Annotated in this window: 19 protein-coding genes; 4 read left to right on the forward strand and 15 right to left on the reverse strand. The window is 59.0% G+C overall.

The features are described from left to right. Positions 1 to 125: 125 nt before the first annotated feature. A complete protein-coding gene (locus tag ACMXYJ_RS11285) occupies positions 126 to 665 on the reverse strand; it encodes a FixH family protein (RefSeq protein ID WP_415759871.1) in 540 nt (179 codons plus the stop codon). Between the two features lie 11 nt (positions 666 to 676). Next, positions 677 to 2,092: a cytochrome c oxidase accessory protein CcoG gene (gene ccoG / locus ACMXYJ_RS11290; RefSeq protein ID WP_415759872.1), complete on the reverse strand. Its 1,416-nt coding sequence runs from the start codon at positions 2,090 to 2,092 to the stop codon at positions 677 to 679. 505 nt (positions 2,093 to 2,597) lie between these two features. Here ccoG and ACMXYJ_RS11295 point away from each other — a divergent pair. Then, complete coding sequence (locus ACMXYJ_RS11295; RefSeq protein WP_415759873.1) at positions 2,598 to 3,560, forward strand: metallophosphoesterase family protein; 963 nt, start codon at positions 2,598 to 2,600, stop codon at positions 3,558 to 3,560. A 54-nt stretch (positions 3,561 to 3,614) separates the two neighbouring features. Here ACMXYJ_RS11295 and ccoP (ACMXYJ_RS11300) read toward each other — a convergent pair whose 3' ends face one another. From ccoP (ACMXYJ_RS11300) to ccoN (ACMXYJ_RS11335), 8 genes are all read right to left on the reverse strand, one after another. Then, complete coding sequence (gene ccoP, locus ACMXYJ_RS11300) at positions 3,615 to 4,598, reverse strand: cytochrome-c oxidase, cbb3-type subunit III (RefSeq protein WP_415759874.1); 984 nt, start codon at positions 4,596 to 4,598, stop codon at positions 3,615 to 3,617. Next, entirely contained in the window at positions 4,595 to 4,780 is a 186-nt protein-coding gene (locus tag ACMXYJ_RS11305; protein ID WP_003175465.1) for a CcoQ/FixQ family Cbb3-type cytochrome c oxidase assembly chaperone, read from the reverse strand. Before ACMXYJ_RS11305 ends, ccoP (ACMXYJ_RS11300) begins: the two co-directional genes overlap by 4 nt. Positions 4,781 to 4,785: 5 nt before the next feature. Then, positions 4,786 to 5,394, reverse strand: coding sequence for a cytochrome-c oxidase, cbb3-type subunit II (gene ccoO / locus ACMXYJ_RS11310; protein WP_415759875.1), 609 nt, complete (start codon positions 5,392 to 5,394; stop codon positions 4,786 to 4,788). Then, a complete protein-coding gene (gene ccoN, locus ACMXYJ_RS11315) occupies positions 5,394 to 6,836 on the reverse strand; it encodes a cytochrome-c oxidase, cbb3-type subunit I (protein WP_008157290.1) in 1,443 nt (480 codons plus the stop codon). The genes ccoO (ACMXYJ_RS11310) and ccoN (ACMXYJ_RS11315) overlap by 1 nt, the downstream gene beginning before the upstream one ends. A gap of 482 nt (positions 6,837 to 7,318) precedes the next feature. Then, positions 7,319 to 8,272, reverse strand: a complete 954-nt coding sequence (gene ccoP, locus ACMXYJ_RS11320) for a cytochrome-c oxidase, cbb3-type subunit III (protein ID WP_415759876.1) — start codon at positions 8,270 to 8,272, stop codon at positions 7,319 to 7,321. Continuing rightward, positions 8,269 to 8,469, reverse strand: a complete 201-nt coding sequence (locus ACMXYJ_RS11325; protein ID WP_415760711.1) for a cbb3-type cytochrome oxidase subunit 3 — start codon at positions 8,467 to 8,469, stop codon at positions 8,269 to 8,271. Before ACMXYJ_RS11325 ends, ccoP (ACMXYJ_RS11320) begins: the two co-directional genes overlap by 4 nt. Before the next feature lie 21 nt (positions 8,470 to 8,490). Beyond that, on the reverse strand, positions 8,491 to 9,099 hold the full coding sequence (gene ccoO, locus ACMXYJ_RS11330) for a cytochrome-c oxidase, cbb3-type subunit II (RefSeq protein ID WP_415759877.1): 609 nt from the start codon (positions 9,097 to 9,099) through the stop codon (positions 8,491 to 8,493). A gap of 10 nt (positions 9,100 to 9,109) precedes the next feature. Beyond that, positions 9,110 to 10,534 carry a cytochrome-c oxidase, cbb3-type subunit I gene (gene ccoN, locus ACMXYJ_RS11335; RefSeq protein ID WP_111450606.1) on the reverse strand — a complete coding sequence of 475 codons (1,425 nt, stop codon included), beginning with the start codon at positions 10,532 to 10,534 and terminating at the stop codon, positions 9,110 to 9,112. A gap of 109 nt (positions 10,535 to 10,643) precedes the next feature. Here ccoN (ACMXYJ_RS11335) and ACMXYJ_RS11340 point away from each other — a divergent pair, with 109 nt between their 5' ends. Beyond that, entirely contained in the window at positions 10,644 to 11,330 is a 687-nt protein-coding gene (locus ACMXYJ_RS11340; protein WP_415759878.1) for an alpha/beta family hydrolase, read from the forward strand. 158 nt (positions 11,331 to 11,488) lie between these two features. On the opposite strand, the gene ACMXYJ_RS11345 is transcribed toward ACMXYJ_RS11340, so the two are convergent. From ACMXYJ_RS11345 to acnA, 4 genes are all read right to left on the reverse strand, one after another. Further along, positions 11,489 to 11,962 carry a hypothetical protein gene (locus ACMXYJ_RS11345; protein ID WP_415759879.1) on the reverse strand — a complete coding sequence of 158 codons (474 nt, stop codon included), beginning with the start codon at positions 11,960 to 11,962 and terminating at the stop codon, positions 11,489 to 11,491. Positions 11,963 to 12,198: 236 nt separating this feature from the next. Beyond that, positions 12,199 to 13,764 (reverse strand): methyl-accepting chemotaxis protein, encoded by a 1,566-nt coding sequence (locus tag ACMXYJ_RS11350; protein ID WP_415759880.1) that lies wholly within the window; start codon positions 13,762 to 13,764, stop codon positions 12,199 to 12,201. Positions 13,765 to 13,867: 103 nt separating this feature from the next. Further along, the gene (locus ACMXYJ_RS11355; RefSeq protein WP_415759881.1) at positions 13,868 to 14,659 is read right to left on the reverse strand and encodes a CPBP family intramembrane glutamic endopeptidase; all 792 of its coding nucleotides are present in this window, start codon (positions 14,657 to 14,659) and stop codon (positions 13,868 to 13,870) included. 240 nt (positions 14,660 to 14,899) lie between these two features. Continuing rightward, entirely contained in the window at positions 14,900 to 17,641 is a 2,742-nt protein-coding gene (gene acnA, locus ACMXYJ_RS11360) for an aconitate hydratase AcnA (RefSeq protein ID WP_415759882.1), read from the reverse strand. Positions 17,642 to 17,863: 222 nt separating this feature from the next. Here acnA and rlmM point away from each other — a divergent pair, with 222 nt between their 5' ends. Both rlmM and tusA read left to right on the forward strand, forming a co-directional pair. After that, on the forward strand, positions 17,864 to 18,937 hold the full coding sequence (gene rlmM / locus ACMXYJ_RS11365; protein ID WP_415759883.1) for a 23S rRNA (cytidine(2498)-2'-O)-methyltransferase RlmM: 1,074 nt from the start codon (positions 17,864 to 17,866) through the stop codon (positions 18,935 to 18,937). Between the two features lie 179 nt (positions 18,938 to 19,116). Beyond that, a complete protein-coding gene (gene tusA / locus ACMXYJ_RS11370) occupies positions 19,117 to 19,368 on the forward strand; it encodes a sulfurtransferase TusA (protein ID WP_007907805.1) in 252 nt (83 codons plus the stop codon). Here tusA and ACMXYJ_RS11375 read toward each other — a convergent pair. Next, positions 19,365 to 20,774 (reverse strand): MATE family efflux transporter, encoded by a 1,410-nt coding sequence (locus tag ACMXYJ_RS11375; RefSeq protein WP_415759884.1) that lies wholly within the window; start codon positions 20,772 to 20,774, stop codon positions 19,365 to 19,367. The genes tusA and ACMXYJ_RS11375 overlap by 4 nt on opposite strands.

Genomic DNA, 20,774 nt, shown 5'->3' on the forward strand with positions numbered 1-20,774 from the left:
TATCGTCCGGAAGGGCCTCATCGCGAGCAAGTCGAATCGTCGCACCGTCGCTCCCACATTGGATTTGTGGCGTTCACAAAACCCTGTGGGAGCGAGCTTGCTCGCGATGCGCGAAGCGCAGGCTTTTACTTCTTCAGGTCTTCGGCGCCTTGCAGCGGTTCATCACCCAGCAGCAGATCCTTGTCATGGCTGACCTGTTCTTCTTCGAACATGCGCCAGGTCTTGTCGTCTTGAACGCCCAGAAGTTCTACAAAGCGGCGACCGTCGACCTTGTCGTTCAACTGGCCAATGTAGCGGCCCTGTTCGGTTTCGCTGCGTGCCAGGGTGATCTTGCGATCCTTCTCCGGCTGGGTTGGCGAGATCAGGTTCAGCTCCAGGGTTTTGGGCTGGCTGTTGCCGTTCAGGCGCAGATCGACTTCGCCGGTCACGCCGTCCAGATGCACGCTGGCGCGCAGCAGCAGGGTCTGCGCCAGCAGCTCACGGTCAAGGGAGCGGTTAATGCCTTTGCCAGCCTCGTAATAGTTGTCGTTGACCAGGTTGTCCGGGTTGTTCACCGCGATCGTCACCATGGACAAGGTCAGGGTCACGGAACACGCCAGGATGGCGATGATGATCCACGGCCAAAGGTGCTTGTACCAGGGGCTTGCGGCAGTTGCTGTGGGCATGATCACTTCTCTCAACGAACTTGTGGGCCGATGAACCGGCTCTTGGCTTCAATGTGAATGCTGTCGTCGTCAGCATCCTTGAGGATGAATTTCACCTCGTTGGTGCTGGACGGCAGTTTTTCCGGTGCGATGGACAATTCCACCGGCTGGCTGAAAATCTCACCGGCGGCGACTTTGATTTCGCGCTTGCCTTGCAGCTTGAGGTCCGGCAGGCCAGCAGCTTCGAGCACGTAGGTGTGGTCGCGCTGGTCTTTGTTCATGATCTTCAAGCTGTAGACGTTTTCGATCCGGCCTTCGGCGTTCTCGCGGTACAGCACGCGGTCCTTGCTGACGTCGAAGCCGACCAATGAGCGCATGAAGAACGCGCCCGCCAGCAATCCCATCATTGTCAGCAGCACCATGGCATAGCCGATCAGGCGCGGGCGCAGTTTATGGGTTTTTTGCCCCGACAGGTTGTGCTCGGTGGTGTAGCTGATCAGACCGCGCGGGTAATCCATCTTGTCCATGATGCTGTCGCAGGCATCGATGCAGGCCGCACAGCCGATGCATTCGATTTGCAGGCCGTCGCGGATGTCGATACCGGTCGGGCAGACCTGGACACACATGGTGCAGTCGATGCAGTCGCCCAGGCCCATGGCCTTGTAGTCGGCGCCTTTCTTGCGCGGGCCACGGCCTTCACCACGACGTGGGTCGTAGGAAACGATCAGGGTATCTTTGTCGAACATCACGCTCTGGAAGCGCGCATACGGGCACATGTAAATGCACACCTGCTCGCGCAACCAGCCGGCATTGCCGTAGGTGGCGAGGGTAAAGAAACCGACCCAGAAGTACGACCAGCCGTCGGCTTCGCCGGTGAAGAAGTCGATGGTCAGCTCGCGGATCGGCGAGAAGTAACCGACGAAGGTCATGCCGGTGATGAAGCCGATCAACAACCACATCGTGTGTTTGCTGAATTTGCGCAGGAATTTGTTGGCGCTCATGGGCGCTTTGTCGAGCTTGATGCGCTGGTTGCGGTCGCCTTCGGTGACCTTTTCGCACCACATGAAAATCCAGGTCCAGACACTTTGCGGGCAGGTATAGCCGCACCAGACCCGCCCGGCGTACACGGTAATGAAGAACAGGCCGAAGGCGCTGACGATCAGGATCCCCGAGAGCAGGATGAAGTCCTGAGGCCAGAAGGTTGCGCCAAAGATGAAGAATTTACGTTCCGGCAGGTTCCACCAGACGGCCTGATGGCCACCCCAGCTCAGCCAGACCGTACCGAAATACAACAGAAACAGCCCGGCACCGCCCATCATCCGCAGGTTGCGGAACAGGCCGGTGAAGGCGCGCGTGTAGATTTTTTCCCGAGAGGCGTAGAGGTCGACGCTGTTGTTCGCGTTCTTGGCAGGCGGGGTAACGTCGTGTACCGGAATCTGATTGCTCATCATTGCATCCCACGGCAGTGGAAAAATGCCCCGGTCAGTACATGCCGACCGTGGTCAAAAAGAGGTGTTGCAGTGGCGTAATGATACGCCTGTCGCTCTAGCTCGAGGGTGCGACCTTTGGTCGCGTTGGGCAAAATCAATTGATGGTGTAATGACTTGAATCAATTGACTTGCGGGTTATCGTCGGTTTTTCACTTTGCAGTTTAGAGAGTCTAGGCGATTCATAGCCTCTGCGCTGCGTAGCGTCTGGAGCAGCAGGATTTCAACCTCCGGGTGCATTGTTGTCTGAGATGGAATATTAATAAACTCAGGTTAGCTATTTCGGTTCTTTTTTTGTGTGATTGAAACATATTTATTTAATTGGCTTTAGTTTCGCCTTTGAGGTTTTTTATTTTTTCAAATATGTTGTTGTTCTGCGATATTGATTCGCCTGGATGTATCTAATTTAAATGGAATTTTAATACTATGGCTTCTAATAAGGTTGTAACGTTTTTGCTGGGTGTGTGTGTTGTCTTCGGTTACTTTAGCCCGTGCAATAGAGGGCACTCCTCGGCATATGGTGTTTGCCTCTGATACGCAGTATCCGTGGACAGACAAGACGGATAGCGGGGCGCCTGAATCTGATGCGGACTTCGATGTTCGTGCCAAGTGGCTTGTGGAAACCCAGCTTGCAAGTATTGCCGACTTTCGAAACAAGCAGGGTTCGCAATCACGAGTGCCACTGATGATCAACGGCGACATAACCGCTTTCGGTCATGGCTGGCAACGATCGTATATGAAATCGGCATTAGAGAAGTACTTTAAGGCAGATTATCTTTACGGCTTGGGTAATCACGATTATGAAAATAACGTGAATGATTGTTTTAGTAATAGCTGTGCGGCGGGCAGTATAGTTGAGTTTAACGAGCATCATGCGGGCAAGGTGGACAACTTTGATTTGAAAGTGACTGGCTGGTTCCTTGATAAGTTGTATTCGGGCAGCCTCGCTTATTCAAAGAACATCGGTGAAGTTCACATGGTGCAGCTCAATAACGAGCCCACTTACACGACGAAAATTTCTCACGGGTTGAACCCGACGACGTTCGATATCACCAGCGCATTGGACTGGCTTGAGACCGATCTCAGTGTGGCAAGGACCCAGGGCTACGCCATCATCATTAATATGCATAAACCGTTGGAGATGCAGGGGAACGCTGAGCAACAAAAGCGCTTCCGCGCAATGATCAGCAAGTATCAAGTGACTGCAATATTTGCCGGCCATTTGCATGAAGACGGAGGCGACTCCTTTTGGGTGGGAGACGTGCCGATGTATCTGAGCGGCAGTACTTCTCAGCAAACCTACCTGATCGCCAGTTTTACCGAGGATCGCAAGCAGTTGCAGATCTATCTGGTGAAGAACAATCAATGGCAGAATCGGGAGCTGATCGATACGATCCCGGTGAAATCAATCTGGGCTAAACGTCCATGAAAAAGGCCCCGCCAGATCACTGGCGGGGCCTTTTTGTTGCATCAAGCGTTTGCCTTACTGGGCGTCCGCTACCGGCGCTTTCTCACCGTGAGAAAGGCTGTAGACGTAAGCGGCCAGCAGGTGAACCTTGTCGTTGCCTTGCAGCTGTTCTTGCGCAGGCATCTGGCCCTGACGGCCGTAACGGATGGTCTGCTGCAGTTGAGCGAAGCTCGAACCGTAGATGAACGCGCCCGGGTGGGTCAGGTCAGGTGCGCCCATTGCTGGTGTACCTTTGCCTGCCGGACCGTGGCACGCCACGCAGTTGGCAGCGAACAGTTTCTGCCCGGCAACCGGGTCAGCCTTGGCGCCTTCCGGCAACTTGCGGCCATCGAGGTTGGTCAGTACGAACGCGGCAACATCGCTGACGCCTTGCTCGCCGATCACTTCTGCCCAGGCCGGCATCACAGCGTGACGACCGCCCATGATGGTGGTCTTGATGGTTTCTGCCTCGCCGCCCCAGCGCCAGTCGGCGTCGGTCAGGTTAGGGAAGCCATAAGCGCCTTTGGCGTCAGAACCGTGGCAGACCGAGCAGTTGGAGGCGAACAGACGGCCACCCATCTTCAGGGCTTGCGGGTCCTTGGCGACTTCTTCGATTGGCATGGAAGCGAACTTGGCGAAGATCGGGCCGAACTTGGCGTCCGACTTGGCCATTTCCTTTTCCCACTCGTGAACGCCGGTCCAGCCGCTCTGGCCGTTGGCGAACGCGGTCTGCTTGTCGTTATCGAGGTAGTTGTAACCCGGCAACAGGCCTTTCCAGTTACCCAGGCCCGGGTACAGCACCAGGTAGCCCAGGGCGAAGATGATGGTGCCCACGAACAGCATGAACCACCATTTTGGCAGTGGGTTGTCGTACTCCTCGATCCCGTCGAAGGAGTGGCCAACCGTTTCTTCGGTGGCTTCGCTGCGCTGGCCCTTGCGGGTGGACAGCAGCAGCCAGGTCAGGGCGAAGATCGTGCCGAGACTGAGGACTGTGACGTACAGACTCCAGAACGTAGTCATTCTTTGTTACTCCTAGAAGCTTGCTCGACGTGCTTGATGGCTTCGGGATCATCCGCGAAAGGCAGCAAGGTCGCGTCTTCAAACTCCGACTTGCGCTTGGGGCTGAATACCCACAACGCCAGACCGATGAAGGCCACCATCACAACAACGGTGCCCAGGCCACGAATCATCCCGATATCCATCTAAATCACCGTTTGCTTTTGATGATGGTGCCCAGGCCTTGCAGATAGGCCACCAGCGCGTCCATTTCGGTTTTGCCCTTCACAGCATCCTTGGCGCCGGCGATGTCTTCGTCGGTGTAAGGGACGCCGAGCGTGCGCAAGACTTCCATTTTCTTGGCGGTGTCTTTGCCGTCGAGCTTGTTTTCCACGAGGAACGGGTAGGCCGGCATCTTCGACTCAGGCACAACGTTGCGCGGGTTGTACAAGTGCGCACGCTGCCAGTCATCGGAGTAACGACCGCCAACACGGGCCAGGTCCGGACCGGTACGCTTGGAACCCCACAGGAACGGGTGGTCCCAGACACTTTCACCGGCGACCGAGTAGTGGCCATAACGTTCGGTTTCAGCACGGAACGGGCGGATCATCTGCGAGTGGCAGCCGACACAACCGTTGGAGATGTAGATGTCGCGGCCTTCCAGTTCAAGGGCGGTGCGAGGCTTCATGCCTTCGACCGGCTTGTTGGTGACGTCCTGGAAAAACAGCGGAACGATCTGGGTCAGGCCGCCGATGCTGACGGCGATAACCATGAAGAAGGCCAGCAGGCCAATGTTCTTCTCGACTGCTTCATGCTTCATCAGTGAGCTCCAACTACAGCAATCTGTTCAGCAGCTTTGGCTTCAGCCGGGTTCGAGGCACGTACGGTACGCCATACGTTGTAGGCCATGAACAGCATGCCGCTGGCGAAGAACGCACCGCCCAGGGCGCGAACGATGAAACCAGGATGGCTGGCTTGCAGCGCTTCAACGAACGAGTAGGTGAGGGTGCCGTCGTCGTTGATTGCACGCCACATCAGACCCTGGGTGATGCCGTTGACCCACATCGAAGCGATGTACAGAACGGTACCGATGGTCGCGAGCCAGAAGTGCGTGTTGATCAGGCCGATGCTGTGCATCTGCACACGACCGAACAGTTTCGGGATCATGTGGTAGATCGCGCCGATCGAGATCATCGCTACCCAGCCCAAGGCACCGGCGTGTACGTGGCCGATGGTCCAGTCTGTGTAGTGAGACAGCGAGTTGACGGTCTTGATGGCCATCATCGGGCCTTCGAAGGTCGACATGCCGTAGAAGGCCAGGGACACAACGAGGAAGCGCAGGATCGGGTCGGTGCGCAGCTTATGCCAGGCGCCCGACAGGGTCATCATGCCGTTGATCATGCCGCCCCAGCTTGGTGCCAGCAGGATGATCGACATCGCCATGCCCAGCGACTGAGCCCAGTCCGGCAATGCGGTGTAGTGCAGGTGGTGCGGACCGGCCCAGATGTACAGGGTGATCAGCGCCCAGAAGTGCACGATCGACAGACGATAGGAGTAGATCGGACGCTCGGCCTGCTTCGGAACGAAGTAATACATCATCCCCAGGAAGCCCGTGGTCAGGAAGAAACCCACCGCGTTGTGGCCGTACCACCACTGGATCATCGCGTCAGTCGCACCGGCGTAGGCCGAGTAGGACTTGAAGAAACTGACCGGCAGGGAAGCGTGGTTGACGATGTGTAGCATCGCCGTCACAACGATGAAGGCACCGTAGAACCAGTTACCCACATAGATGTGCTTGGTTTTGCGCTTGGTGATGGTGCCGAAGAACACCAGACCGTAAGTAACCCAGACGATGGCCAGCAGAATAGCCAGTGGCCATTCCAGTTCCGCGTATTCCTTGGTGGTGGTGTAACCCAGCGGCAAGGTAACGATCGCGCCGACGATCACCGCTTGCCAACCCCAGAAGGTGAAGGCGGCGAGGCTGTCGGAAATCAGTCGCGTTTGGCAGGTTCGCTGCACGACGTAATAAGAAGTGGCAAACAGAGCACAACCACCGAAGGCGAAAATCACCAGGTTGGTGTGCAGCGGGCGTAAGCGTCCAAAAGTCGTCCACGGCAGACCGAAGTTCAATTCCGGCCATACAAGCTGTGAGGCGATGAAGACACCAAGCCCCATGCCAAGGATCCCCCAGACCACCGTCATGATGGCGAACTGGCGGACTACCTTATAGTTATAAGCAGTCGGACTGATTGCTGTGCTCATTCTAAGGTTCCACGGTTTGGGTGTTTTATTAGGAGTAAAAATCGGCCGCAAGTATGGAGAAAGCGGGGGGTCATTGCAACGCGCCATGACCTGGGTCAATGCTTTCAAAAGCTGATTCTGCGGCCTTTCCATGCGCCGCGTAGGGACAAAATTGCCTAAGGACAAAATGTCGCAGCAGACGAAAATGGTGAGGGGGTCAGGTCGGATGTAACGGGGTGTGTTCAAACACAACGATCGGGTGACAGATGGCAATTGGCACGACAGCCGGTATCTACCAGCCTTTGCGGCCTGTCATCGAGCAGATTCGTCGAACACATCGGGTCGGGTCGACCTGGAACCGGCTCATGCCAGTCCGCATCGGGGAAGCTTAGACCCGAATCAGGGGAACCGAAAGGAGGACCAACGGAGGGGTGCGACACTTGGTCGCAAAGAGGCAGGGAACTGCCGCATCCGGGAGAATGCGGCAGCAGAGCGGTCGAGATTTATTCGTGTTTGCCTTCAGCCTGCAAACGCTCGGTGTTCAGCCCATGAGACAAGCTGTAAACGTAAGCGGCCAGCAGTTGCACCTTGTCGTTGCCGAGCAGTTCGTTCTGCGCCGGCATATGGCCCTGGCGGCCATGACGAATGGTCTGTTGCAGTTGCGCCAGGCTGGTTCCATAGATAAAACCGGTCGGTTGCGTCAGATTCGGCGCGCCCATGGCTTCAGTGCCCTGGCCGTTTGCCCCATGACAGGCTACGCACATGGTGCTGAACGCTTGCTGTCCGGCGTGCAGGTCGGCACCACTGTCGGCAGGCAACGGCAGGCCGGCCAGGTCATGGCGCACATAAGCCGCGACGTTTTTCACGCCGGTCTCACCAAGGATTTCACCCCAGGCCGGCATTGCGGCCATGCGGCCACCCATGATCGTGGTTTTGATGATGTCGGCGTTGCCGCCCCAGCGCCAGCTGTTGTCCACCAGGTTGGGGAAGCCAAAGGCGCCCTTGGCATCCGAGCCGTGGCAGACCGCGCAATTGGAGGCAAACAGGCGACCGCCCATTTTCAACGCTTGCGGGTCCTGAGCCACTTCTTCCACCGGCATCGCCGCGAATTTGGCGAAGATCGGCCCGAACTTCACATCGGCCTTGTTCATCTCCTTTTCCCACTCGTGGACGCCGGTCCAGCCGTTCTCGTAACCCGGCAGAATGCCTTTCCAGTTACCCAGGCCGGGGTACAGCACCAGATAGCCCACGGCAAACACCAACGTGCCGGCGAACAGCATGAACCACCACTGCGGCAGCGGGTTGTCGTACTCCTCGATGCCGTCGAAGCTGTGGCCCATGGTCTGGTCGACGCTGCCCTTGGTTTCGCCCTTGCGAGTGCCGATCAGCAGCCAGGTCAGGCCGATCAGGCTGCCGATGGTCAGTACGCAGATCCACGTACTCCAGAAGGTGGTCATGGCCGGGTACTCCTTGTTTCAGGTTCTTGGGTGGCGTCGTCGGATAGGGGTTCATCGGCGAACGGCAGCAAACGCGCTTCGGCGAATTCCGGATTGCGCTTGCTGTTGAACACCCACAGCGTCAGGCCGACGAAGGCCATGAACACCACGACCGTGCCCAGGCCGCGGATCATTCCACTGCTCATTACGCTTACGATTTCAAAGGGCATGGACATGGCTCACCTCTTGCTCTTGATGGATGTGCCCAGCACTTGCAGGTAAGCGACCAGGGCGTCCATTTCGGTCTTGCCCTTGAGCGAGGCGACAGCGCCTGTGATGTCGTCGTCGGTATACGGCACGCCGAGGGTGCGCATCGCCTTGATCTTGGTTTCGGTGTGGCTGCTGTCGAGTTGATTGGCCACCAGCCACGGATAGCCGGGCATTTTCGATTCCGGCACCACGTTGCGCGGGTTGTACAAGTGCGCGCGGTGCCAGTCTTCGGAGTAGCGACCGCCGACCCGGGCCAGGTCCGGACCGGTACGTTTCGAGCCCCACAGGAACGGGTGATCCCAGACGCTTTCACCGGCCACCGAGTAGTGCCCGTAGCGTTCGGTCTCGGCGCGGAACGGACGGATCATCTGCGAGTGGCAGCCTACGCAGCCTTCGCGGATGTAGATGTCGCGACCTTCCAGTTGCAGCGCGGTGTAAGGCTTCATGCCTTCCACCGGTTTATTGGTCACGTCCTGGAAGAACAGCGGGACGATCTGGGTCAGACCGCCAATGCTCACGGCCAGTACCATCAGCAACATCAGCAGGCCGACGTTTTTCTCGATTGTTTCGTGTTTCATGGCGGCCTCCTCAGGCGATCTGCGCGGCAGCGGCGGCTTCGGCAGGCTGCGAGGCCCGCACGGTGCGCCAGGTGTTGTAGGCCATCAGCAACATGCCGCTGAAGAAGATCGCACCGCCTACCAGGCGCACGACGAAGCCTGGGTGGCTGGCCACCAGGGTTTCGACGAAGGAGTAGGTCAGCGTGCCGTCTTCATTGACTGCGCGCCACATGAGGCCTTGGGCGATGCCGTTGACCCACATCGAAGCGATGTACAGAACGGTGCCGATGGTCGCGAGCCAGAAGTGCGCGTTGATCAGGCCGATGCTGTGCATCTGCGTGCGACCGAAGATTTTCGGAATCATGTGGTACAGCGCGCCGATGGAGATCATCGCGACCCAACCGAGGGCGCCGGCGTGAACGTGGCCGATGGTCCAGTCGGTGTAGTGGGAGAGGGCGTTGACCGTCTTGATGGCCATCATCGGCCCTTCGAAGGTCGACATGCCGTAGAACGCCAGCGAGACCACGAGGAAGCGCAGGATCGGGTCGCTGCGCAACTTATGCCAGGCGCCCGAGAGCGTCATCATCCCGTTGATCATCCCGCCCCAACTCGGTGCCAGCAGGATCAGCGACATCACCATGCCCAGCGACTGTGCCCAGTCCGGCAGCGCGGTGTAATGCAAGTGGTGCGGACCGGCCCAGATGTACAGGGTGATCAGTGCCCAGAAGTGCACGATCGACAAGCGATAGGAATACACCGGACGCTCGGCCTGTTTCGGCACGAAGTAGTACATCATCCCGAGGAAACCGGCAGTGAGGAAAAAACCTACGGCGTTGTGCCCGTACCACCACTGAACCATGGCATCGGTCGCACCGGCGTACACCGAGTAGGACTTGGTGAAACTCACCGGCAGCTCAAGGTTGTTGACGATGTGCAGAATCGCCACGGTGATGATGAACGCACCGAAGAACCAGTTGCCGACGTAGATGTGCTTGGTCTTGCGCTTGGCCAGCGTGCCAAAGAACACCACGGCGTAGGCGACCCAGACGATGGTGATCAGGATGTCGATCGGCCATTCCAGTTCAGCGTATTCCTTGGAACTGGTGTAACCCAGCGGCAGGCTGATAGCAGCCAGCAGAATCACGACCTGCCAGCCCCAGAAGCAGAACGCGGCGATTTTTGGTGCAAACAGTTGGGTCTGGCAGGTGCGTTGCACCGAATAGAACGAACTGGCGAACAGGGCGCAACCGCCGAAGGCGAAGATCACTGCGTTGGTGTGCAACGGGCGCAGACGCCCGAAGCTGGTCCACGGCAGATTGAAGTTGAGTTCAGGCCAGACCAATTGAGCCGCGAGAAAAACCCCGAGCCCCATACCGACGATGCCCCACACCACCGTCATAATGGCGAATTGGCGGACCACCTTGTAGTTGTAGGCGGTACTGATAGAAGTGTTCATGGTTCCCCATCCACGGTTCAGCCGAAGTGAAGGCCTGTCTTTGCGAGTAAGTCGCACGGCAGACGCTCCCTTCGCCTGGAGTTATAGGCAGACTAAAAGCGAGGCAAGCATGGACAAAGAGCACAAGGCCAGTATTGACGGGGATCAATGGGCGCGGTGTGTGCAGGAACATGGATGGTTGTGGAATGAGGGGGCTTCAAAGGCCTCGGCTGAGCCTGTGGCGATGATTCTCGCCCATGGTGCGGGCGCGCCGATGGACAGCGGCTGGATGAATGACATGGCTGCGCGCCTTGCTGCATCTGGGATCAACGTGCTGCGCTTCGAGTTTCCGTACATGGCGCAACGGCGCATCGATGGTGGCAAACGTCCACCGAACCCGGCACCGAAACTGCTCGAGTGCTGGCGTGAGGTGTATGCGGTGGTGCGACGCCATGTCGCTGGGCGTCTGGCCATTGGCGGCAAGTCCATGGGCGGGCGGATGGCGAGTTTGTTGGCGGATGAATTGGGGGCGGATGCGTTGGTGTGCCTCGGGTATCCGTTTTATGCGGTGGGAAAACCGGAGAAGCCTCGGGTCGAGCATTTGGCTGCGTTGAAGACGCGGACGTTAATTGTGCAGGGCGAGCGGGATGCGTTGGGGAATCGTGAGGCCGTTGAGGCTTACGCGTTGGCGCCGAGTATCGAGGTGTTCTGGCTGGTCGCGGGGGACCATGATTTGAAGCCGTTGAAGGCTTCGGGGTTTACCCATGAGCAGCATTTGGCGGCTGCGGCGAAGATGGTGTCCGAGTTTCTGCAGTGAAGTTTGCGGTGTCGGGCAGGACCTCATCGCGAGCAAGCTCGCTCCCACCTTTGGAATGCATTCTCCTGTGGGAGCGAGCTTGCTCGCGAAAGCGGCTTGCTGGGCGACATCGCTTTCAGGCTGGAATAAACCCGGAATTTTCGTCTCCTGTTTCTGGTTTATTGATCGTCCCTTATCAATTTGAATGTGCCTTGTAGAAGCAGACGATAACCATGGGATTTGAATAGAGCGTTGAAATCGCCTTGGACCGTGCCGTTGACGGGGTCGAGCCTGATGGTCAGTTCGGCATCATCTGCATCGACAGTTCTGAAGCCGGTGAACCCGGGAGGGGCGGGGATCGAGTGCATATGGGAAACATGCAGGTCCTTCCCGTCCCCGAGCTTGTAGGTGTACTCCAGCACGTTGTCGTCGATGTAAGGCACCATCAACAGAAAGCCGAAGAAGTTCTCTTCATCGACCGAGCCAGTAGAGCCGGCGAAGACCCAGCTTTCTTCGCCGGTCGGTTCGAACAGACTGTAGTAAAAAGCGGTACGTCCGGCGTAGACCGGGTCAGCCCCTAAGTTCCAGTGAAAATCGTTTCCTGGTGCCTGAATGCTGTCCTCTTTCGGGATGAAAATATCTTTTGTGCTCATTGCGAAATCCTTCTCTGTCCACATGGGTATGAAGCAAATGCCGACGGGTATGTCGGCACTCGATTGATATCCCGCCCATGCGGGTGCGTCTACTGTCATACCTGACAGCTATACACCGGGTTTCAGATGTGTATGGCGTTTGCCAACGTCCAATCGTGCAACTCGGTAATGCTTTCCATGACGCAATAAAAAACCCGGAAGTATCACCTTCCGGGTTTCTGCCCTGCTTGCAGAGATCAGCGGTTAAACCGCTCCACCAACGAATACTGAGTATTCGCCGTCTTCGTCAGTTCTTCACTCAACAATGCCGAGTGTTGCGCCTGTTCCGAGGTCTGATCCGCCAGGTGCGAGATGTTGCTGATGTTGCGGCTGATCTCTTCGGCGACAGCACTTTGCTCTTCAGTCGCCGCAGCGATCTGGGTGGTCATGTCGGTGATGTTGGCCACCGCTTCGCTGATCCCCACCAGTGCCTGATCCGCTTCCAGAACCCGCGCGACACCTTCTTCGGCCTGGCGATGGCCAGCCTCCATGGTTTGCACCGCCGTGCTGGCGGTTTGCTGGAGCTTGGCGATCAGCGCATGGATCTGCCCGGTGGATTCGCTGGTGCGTTGCGCCAGTTGGCGAACTTCGTCGGCAACCACCGCAAAGCCACGACCCATTTCGCCGGCACGGGCTGCTTCGATGGCGGCGTTCAACGCCAGCAGGTTGGTCTGGTCGGCGATGCCTTTGATCACATCGACCACGCCACCGATCTCGTCGCTGTCCTTGGCCAGTTGGGTCACGGTCAGACCGGTTTCACCGACCACCACCGACAGGCGCTGGATGGCTTCACGGGTTTCCCCGGCGATGTCGCGACCGCGACTGGTCAGGCGATTGGCTTCCTGAGTCGCATCAGCCGTGCGCTGCACGTGGCTGGCGACTTCCTGAGTGGTGGCGGCCATCTGATTGACGGCGGTGGCCACTTGCTCGGTTTCGACACGTTGGCGTTCCAGGCCGTTGGAGCTGTTATGCGCCAGGGTGTCGGACTGTTTCGCTTGGTCGCTCAGGTGCTCGGCGGTGTCCTGCAGACGGGTCAGACAGGTTTTCAGGCGGGCTTCCTGGCTGAGGATCGACATCTCCAGACGTGCTTGAGCGCCGCGACTGTCGGTGTACATCTGCGCGATCAGCGGGTCGGAGGTGGTCTGCCCGGCCAGGTGCAGCAGACGCTTGAGGCCGCGCTGTTGCCAGCTCAACCCCAACAGACCCAATGGCACCGACAGGCCGGCGGCCAACGCAAAACCCCATTGGGAATTGAGCGACGCGCCGATCATGAAGCTCAGTTGGCTGACCAGAATGAACGGCAGCCAGTCCTGTAGCACCGGCAACCATTTGTCCGTTGAAGGAATCGCCGACTTGCCCTGGTTGATGCGTTGGTAGAGCGCTTCGGCACGGCGGATCTGCTCGGCGGTGGGTTTGACCCGCACCGATTCGTAACCGACCACCTGATTGCCTTCGAAAACCGGCGTGACATAGGCATTAACCCAGTAGTGATCACCGGTCTTGCAGCGGTTCTTGACAATGCCCATCCATGGCAAGCCTTGTTTCAGTGTGCCCCACATGTGCGCGAACACCGCGGCCGGGACGTCAGGGTGACGGACCAGGTTATGCGGCGCACGGATCAATTCCTCACGAGAAAACCCGCTGATCTCGACGAAAGCGTCGTTGCAGTAGGTGATCACGCCCTTGGCATCGGTGGTGGAAATCAACCGTTGCTGAGCCGGGAAGGTCCGTTCGCGTTGTGTAGTGGGCTGGTTGTTACGCATGGCTTTTTCAATCCGCAAGGCTTTGACTGGTTGTCGGCATCATCAGCCATTTATTGAGATTATTTTTCGATAATCGGTGGCGTGTCGCAAAACGACCCTTGCGTCAGCCGGCAAGCATCGGATAGGTGAACAGGCCGAAATGCAGCAGGTTCAGGCCGAAATGGGTGGCGATGGCCGCACCCAAGCCACCAAAACGGTAGGCCAGACCATAGCCGACACCCGCCAGACTCGCCAGCAACACCCATTGCCAGCCGGCACCCACATGCGCCAGGCCGAACAGCAGCGACGCGAGGAGCAGGGCGAGATTTTCACCGTAGGGCAGGCTTTTGAAGCACCGGGTCAGACCGCCCTGGATGTAGCCGCGAAAGAGTGCTTCCTCGACCAGCGTCACCAGCAGCAGGTTGTTAACCAGCCACAGCCAGGCTTGATCCGGCCACTTCGGTGCCCAACTGATCACGCCCAGCACCAGCGCGCCACCCAAGGCCAGCGCGGCGCTCAGCGTCAGCCCCAGCGCGGTGGCATAGATGGAAAGGCGTAGCGAACGTCGACCGACAATCCATGGGCAAGCCAGCAAAAGCCAGAACCCGATCAGGGGTTTGTCCTGATTCAGGTACATGGAAAACCGCACGGCATCGTCGGTGAATCGCTGAGGGGCGATGGCGCGACCGTTGTAGAAACCGGGGAGCCAGTGCATCGCCAGTGCCAGGGCCAGGACGAGGAACACCCCATGACCGAGGTAGCGGCCGGCTTGAACCTTTTGCTGGCGCACGGCGAAACCTGTGAACAGCAACAATGCAACGGAGATTACGGCCAGCCAGCCGAGTTGGCCGTAGATCAGTGCCAGACCATAGCCGAGGGAGAGAAGGGCCAGGTAGTTCCATGGCAGAGCAAACATGTGAAGTCCTTGTGTCGAGATTCTGCGGTGCGACTCAGTCCCTTGTGGGAGCGAGCTTACTCGCGATGGGGCCGTCACACCCAACATCGTGTTGCCTGACACTCCGCTATCGCGAGCAAGCTCGCTCCCACAGTGGTTATTTGTCGTACACAGCACCTGTGTTCTGGGTGCGGGATTATAGGGACGCTCGCGGCCCAAACCAAAACACCGCCCGAAGGCGGTGTCTGTGTCAGCAGGCTGTTACGAGGCAATCAACTGTCGCAACACGTAATGCAAAATCCCCCCCGATTTGAAGTACTCCACCTCATTAAGGGTATCGATCCGGCACAACACCTCGACTTTCTCGCGGCTGCCGTTTTCACGGGTGATCACCAGCGTCAGGTTCATCCGCGGCGTCAGCTCGACGCCGGTCAAACCCAGAATATCCAGCGTCTCCTTGCCTGTCAGGTTCAGGCTCTTGCGATTTTGATCCAGCTTGAACTGCAACGGCAACACGCCCATGCCCACCAGGTTGGAGCGGTGAATCCGTTCGAAACTTTCCGCAATAACTGCTTTGACCCCCAGCAGATTGGTGCCCTTGGCTGCCCAGTCACGACTCGATCCGGTGCCGTATTCTTGCCCGGCAATCACCACCAGCGGCGTGCCCGAGGCTTGATAGCGCATCGCCGCGTCGTAGATCGGCATCCTCTCCCCGGTGGGAATGTAAATCGTATTACCGCCTTCTTCGCCGCCGAGCATCTCGTTACGAATGCGGATGTTGGCAAAGGTGCCGCGCATCATCACTTCGTGGTTGCCGCGACGCGAGCCATAGGAGTTGAAGTCCCGTGGTTCCACGCCTTTCTCGCGCAGGTAGTGGCCTGCGGGGCTGTCGGCCTTGATGTTGCCGGCCGGGGAGATGTGGTCGGTGGTCACCGAGTCACCCAGCAGCGCGAGGACTCTGGCACCGGCGACGTCCTTGACCACCGGTGGCGGGCCGCCGATGTCATCGAAGAACGGTGGATGCTGGATGTAAGTCGAATCGTCCTGCCAGACATAGGTCGCCGCTTGCGGCACTTCGATTGCCTGCCATTGCTCGTCGCCGGCAAACACTTCGGCGTATTCCTTGTGGAACATCGCGGTGTTGACCTGGTTTACCGCGTCGGCAATCTCTTTGGTACTCGGCCAGATGTCCCGCAGATAAACCAGATTGCCCTCTTTGTCAGTACCCAACGGCTCGCTACTGATGTCGATGCGCACCGTCCCGGCCAACGCATAAGCGACGACCAGCGGCGGGGAGGCCAGCCAGTTGGTTTTCACCAGAGGATGCACACGACCCTCGAAGTTTCGGTTGCCCGACAACACCGAGGCGACGGTCAGGTCGGCGGCCTGAATGGCTTTTTCGATCGGCTCCGCCAATGGCCCGGAGTTGCCAATACACGTGGTGCAGCCGTAGCCGACCAGGGCAAAACCCAGTTCATCAAGGTACTGGGTCAGGCCGGCAGCCTTGTAGTAATCGGTGACCACTTTCGAGCCTGGGGCCAGCGAGCTCTTGACCCACGGTTTGCGCTTGAGGCCTTTTTCCATGGCTTTCTTCGCCACCAGGCCGGCGGCCATCATCACGCTCGGGTTGGAGGTGTTGGTACAAGAGGTGATCGCCGCGATCACCACCGCGCCGTTTTTCAATCGATAGGTCTGACCGTCGTATTCGTAGTCGGCTTCACCGGCCAGATCGGCATTGCCCACGGCAACGCCACCGCCGCCTTCACTTTCCAGACGACCGACTTCCTTGCTGGTGGGTTTGAATTGCAGGTCGACGAAGTCACTGAACGCTTGCGCGACATTCGGCAGCGATACCCGGTCCTGTGGGCGTTTCGGCCCGGCAAGGCTGGCTTCGACGCTGCCCATGTCCAGCGCCAGGCTGTCGGTGAACGCCGGTTCCTGGCCCGGCAGACGCCACAGGCCCTGGACTTTGCTGTAGGCCTCGACCAGTTTCACGGTTTCGCTGGGGCGACCGGATAAACGCAGGTATTCCAGAGTGATGTCGTCCACCGGGAAGAAGCCGCAGGTGGCGCCGTATTCCGGGGCCATGTTGGCGATGGTCGCGCGGTCGGCCAGCGGCAGATCGGCGAGGCCGTCACCGTAGAACTCGACGAATTTGCCGACCACGCCTTTCTTGCGCAGCATCTGAGTGACAGTCAGCACGAGGTCGGTGGCGGTGATGCCTTCCTTGAGTTTGCCGGTGAGTTTGAAGCCGATCACTTCCGGGATCAGCATCGACACCGGTTGACCCAGCATTGCCGCTTCCGCTTCGATCCCGCCGACACCCCAGCCGAGCACGCCGAGGCCGTTGATCATAGTGGTGTGGGAGTCGGTGCCGACCAGGGTGTCGGGGAAGGCGTAGGTGCGGCCGTCCTCGTCCTTGGTCCAGACTGTGCGCCCCAGGTATTCCAGATTCACCTGGTGGCAGATCCCGGTACCTGGCGGCACCACGCTGAAGTTGTCGAAGGCGCTTTGGCCCCAGCGCAGGAACGCATAACGTTCACCGTTGCGCTGCATTTCGATGTCGACGTTCTGTTCGAAGGCGCTGGCGCTGGCGAATTTGTCGACCATCACCGAGTGGTCGATCACCAGATCCACGGGGGAGAGCGGGTTGATTCGCTGCGGGTCGCCGCCAGCCTTCGCCATCGCGGCACGCATGGCGGCCAGGTCGACCACGGCGGGAACGCCGGTAAAGTCCTGCATTAATACCCGCGCGGGACGGTATTGAATTTCACGGTCGGAGCGACGTTCCTTGAGCCAGGCGGCAATCGCCCTGAGGTCGGCGCCGGTGACGGTTTTTTCATCTTCCCAGCGCAGCAGGTTTTCCAGCAGCACTTTCAACGACATTGGCAGCTTGTCCAGATCGCCCAGGCTTTTGGCGGCATCCGGCAAGCTGAAATAGTGATAGGTCTTGTCGTCGACTTGTAAGGTTTTAAGGGTTTTCAGGCTATCGAGGGACGGCATTGAAATGACTCCTTTGAGTCCGCACGGCTACGGACTGACGGGACGGACAGAGCATTAAAACTAGCCCTGTTTTCAGTAGCTGGCTAATAACTGGACTCTATCGGCAAGTCCAGGGTTCCGAACTCGGCTATCATGCGCCGGTTTTCGTGACAGGCTTTGCTTCAACGCAAGTCTGGGCATCGCGCAGTGGTTGAATTTCTCGCCATCTGCCCAGGAGTAAGAATGAACACCCTCTTTATGCATTGCCGGCCGGGCTTCGAAAGCGAAGTCTGTTCCGAGATTTCCGAACACGCCGCGCGGCTGAACGTGGCCGGTTATGCCAAGGCCAAGACCGCCAGCGCCTGCGCCGAATTCATCTGCACCGAAGAAGACGGCGCCGAGCGCCTGATGCGTGGCCAGCGTTTCGCCGATCTGATCTTCCCGCGCCAGTGGGCTCGCGGGATCTTCATCGATCTGCCGGAAACCGACCGCATCAGCGTGATCCTCGCGCACATGGCGGACTTCCCGCTGTGCGGCAGCCTATGGCTGGAAATGGTCGACACCAACGATGGCAAGGAACTGTCGAACTTCTGCAAGAAGTTCGAAGGCCACCTGCGCAAGGCGCTGATGGCGGCTGGCAAACTGGTGGAAGATGCCCACAAGCCGCGTCTGCTGCTGACCTTCAAAAGTGGCCGCGAAGTGTTCATGGGGCTGGCCGAGTCGAACAACTCGGCGATGTGGCCGATGGGCATCCCGCGTCTGAAGTTTCCGCGTGACGCGCCGAGCCGTTCGACCCTGAAGCTGGAAGAGGCGTGGCACCACTTTATCCCGCGCGATCAGTGGGACGAGCGTCTGCACAGTGACATGACTGGCGTCGACCTTGGCGCTGCTCCCGGCGGCTGGACCTGGCAACTGGTCAACCGCGGCATGCTGGTGACGGCGATCGACAACGGTCCGATGGCCGAAAGCCTGATGGACACCGGTCTGGTGCAGCACTTGATGGCTGACGGTTTCACCTTCAAGCCCAAGCAACCGGTGGACTGGATGGTCTGCGACATCGTCGAGAAACCGGCGCGCAACGCCGCGATGCTGGAAGAATGGATTGGCGAGGGGCATTGCCGCGAAGCGGTGGTCAACCTCAAACTGCCGATGAAACAGCGTTACGCCGAAGTGAAGCGTTTGCTGGAGCGCATCGCCGATGGTTTCAAGGAACGCGGCATTCGGGTCGAGATCGGCTGCAAGCAGCTGTATCACGACCGCGAAGAAGTGACCTGCCATTTGCGCCGGCTCGACGTAAAGAAACCGAAATCCCGCTGACACCCCCGGCCCAATGTGGGAGCGGGCTTGCTCGCGAATGCGGACGAACATTCAGCATTGATGTCGACTGACCCACCGCTTTCGCGAGCAAGCCCGCTCCCACAGGGATCGGTGTAACGCCACAGATGACCGAACACCCGGCAATGCGCGACAATGCCGGCAAGTTTCAGGAGTGAATCATGAGTGAAATGATTGATACGCCGGTAGACGGCACCCTCGACGCCACCGGCCTCAACTGCCCGGAGCCGGTGATGATGCTGCACCAGCACATTCGGGACCTGGTGCCCGGCGGCCTGCTCAAGGTGATCGCCACCGACCCGTCGACCCGTCGCGACATTCCCAAGTTCTGTGTGTTTCTCGACCACGAACTGGTGGCGCAGCACGAAGAGGCAGGCACCTACCTCTACTGGATCCGCAAGAAACTCGCTTAACCCGCCGACTGACTGATGCGGATCCGCTTGCGTGCACTGCGCGTCAGGCGGATCGACAGCATCAGCGCCGCGCAACTCAAGCCCACGATCAAACCCTGCCACAACCCGCTCGGGCCGCTCGGCGTGCCGAACCAATCGGTCAGGCCCAACGCGTAACCCACCGGCAGACCAATGCCCCAGTAAGCGAACAGCGTCAGGATCATCGTCACCCGCGTGTCCTGATAGCCGCGCAACGCGCCGGCAGCCGTCACCTGGATCGCATCGGAAAACTGGAACAGCGCCGAATACACGATCAGCATCGCCGCGACATGAATCACCGTCGGGTCAGCGGTGTAGATCGTTGCGATGTGTTCACGCAGCAACAGCATCATGCTCGCGGAGATGCACGCATAGGCCAGCGCCGTGCCCATGCCGACACCGGCGGCGAAGCGTGCTTCACGCGGCTCCTGACGGCCGAGCGCCTGGCCAACGCGTACGGTCACGGCCATGCCGAGGGAGTAGGGGATCATGAACACCAGCGAGCTGAAGTTCAGCGCGATCTGGTGCCCGGCTACCACTGTCGCGCCGAGGCTGCCGATCAGCAGCGCAATGACCGCGAAGATGCTCGACTCGGCGAACACCGCGATGCCGATCGGCAGGCCGATGCCCAGCAGGCGTTTGATCACCGACCACTTCGGCCAGTCGAAACGGCTGAACAACTCACTCGACCGATACGCCGGCGCCCAGCGCTCCCACCCGGCCATGCCCAGGGCCATCACCCACATCACGATCGCCGTGGCCCAGCCGCAACCGACACCGCCCATGGCCGGCACACCGAAGTGGCCATAGATGAAGACGTAGTTCAGCGGAATGTTCAGCGCCAGCCCGCACAGACCCAGCACCATGGCCGGACGCGTGCGCCCCAGGCCGTCACTGAAGCAGCGCAGCACATGGTAGAACGCGACGGCGGGCAACCCGCTGGCGATGCCATGCAGGTATTGCATGCACGGGCCGATCAGTTCGGGGTCGACCTTCATGATGTGCAAAATCGGCTCGGCGCTGAACAGCATGCCGGTCGCCATCAACCCCACCACCAATGCCAGCCACAGTGCCTGGCGCACGATCGGGCCGATTTCGCTGTGGGTGCCGGCGCCGAAACGCTGGGCGACTTTCGGGGTAGTAGCCAGCAGTGTGCCGGTCATCAACAGAAACACCGGCACCCAGATCGAGTTGCCCAACGCCACCGCCGCCAGATCCCGTGGCCCGACCCGGCCCGCCATCACCGCATCGACGAAGCCCATGGCGGTGGTCGCCAGTTGCGCGATCATGATCGGCAAGGCCAGGCCGAGCAGGTTTTTCAGCTCCAGGCGAACCCGGGCCGGGCGGGTGAGGGAAATAGCGGCGGGGCGGTCGGTCACGGAATTCAA

This window comes from Pseudomonas arabinosi (genome assembly GCF_047758675.1).
Lineage (GTDB): Bacteria > Pseudomonadota > Gammaproteobacteria > Pseudomonadales > Pseudomonadaceae > Aquipseudomonas > Aquipseudomonas arabinosi.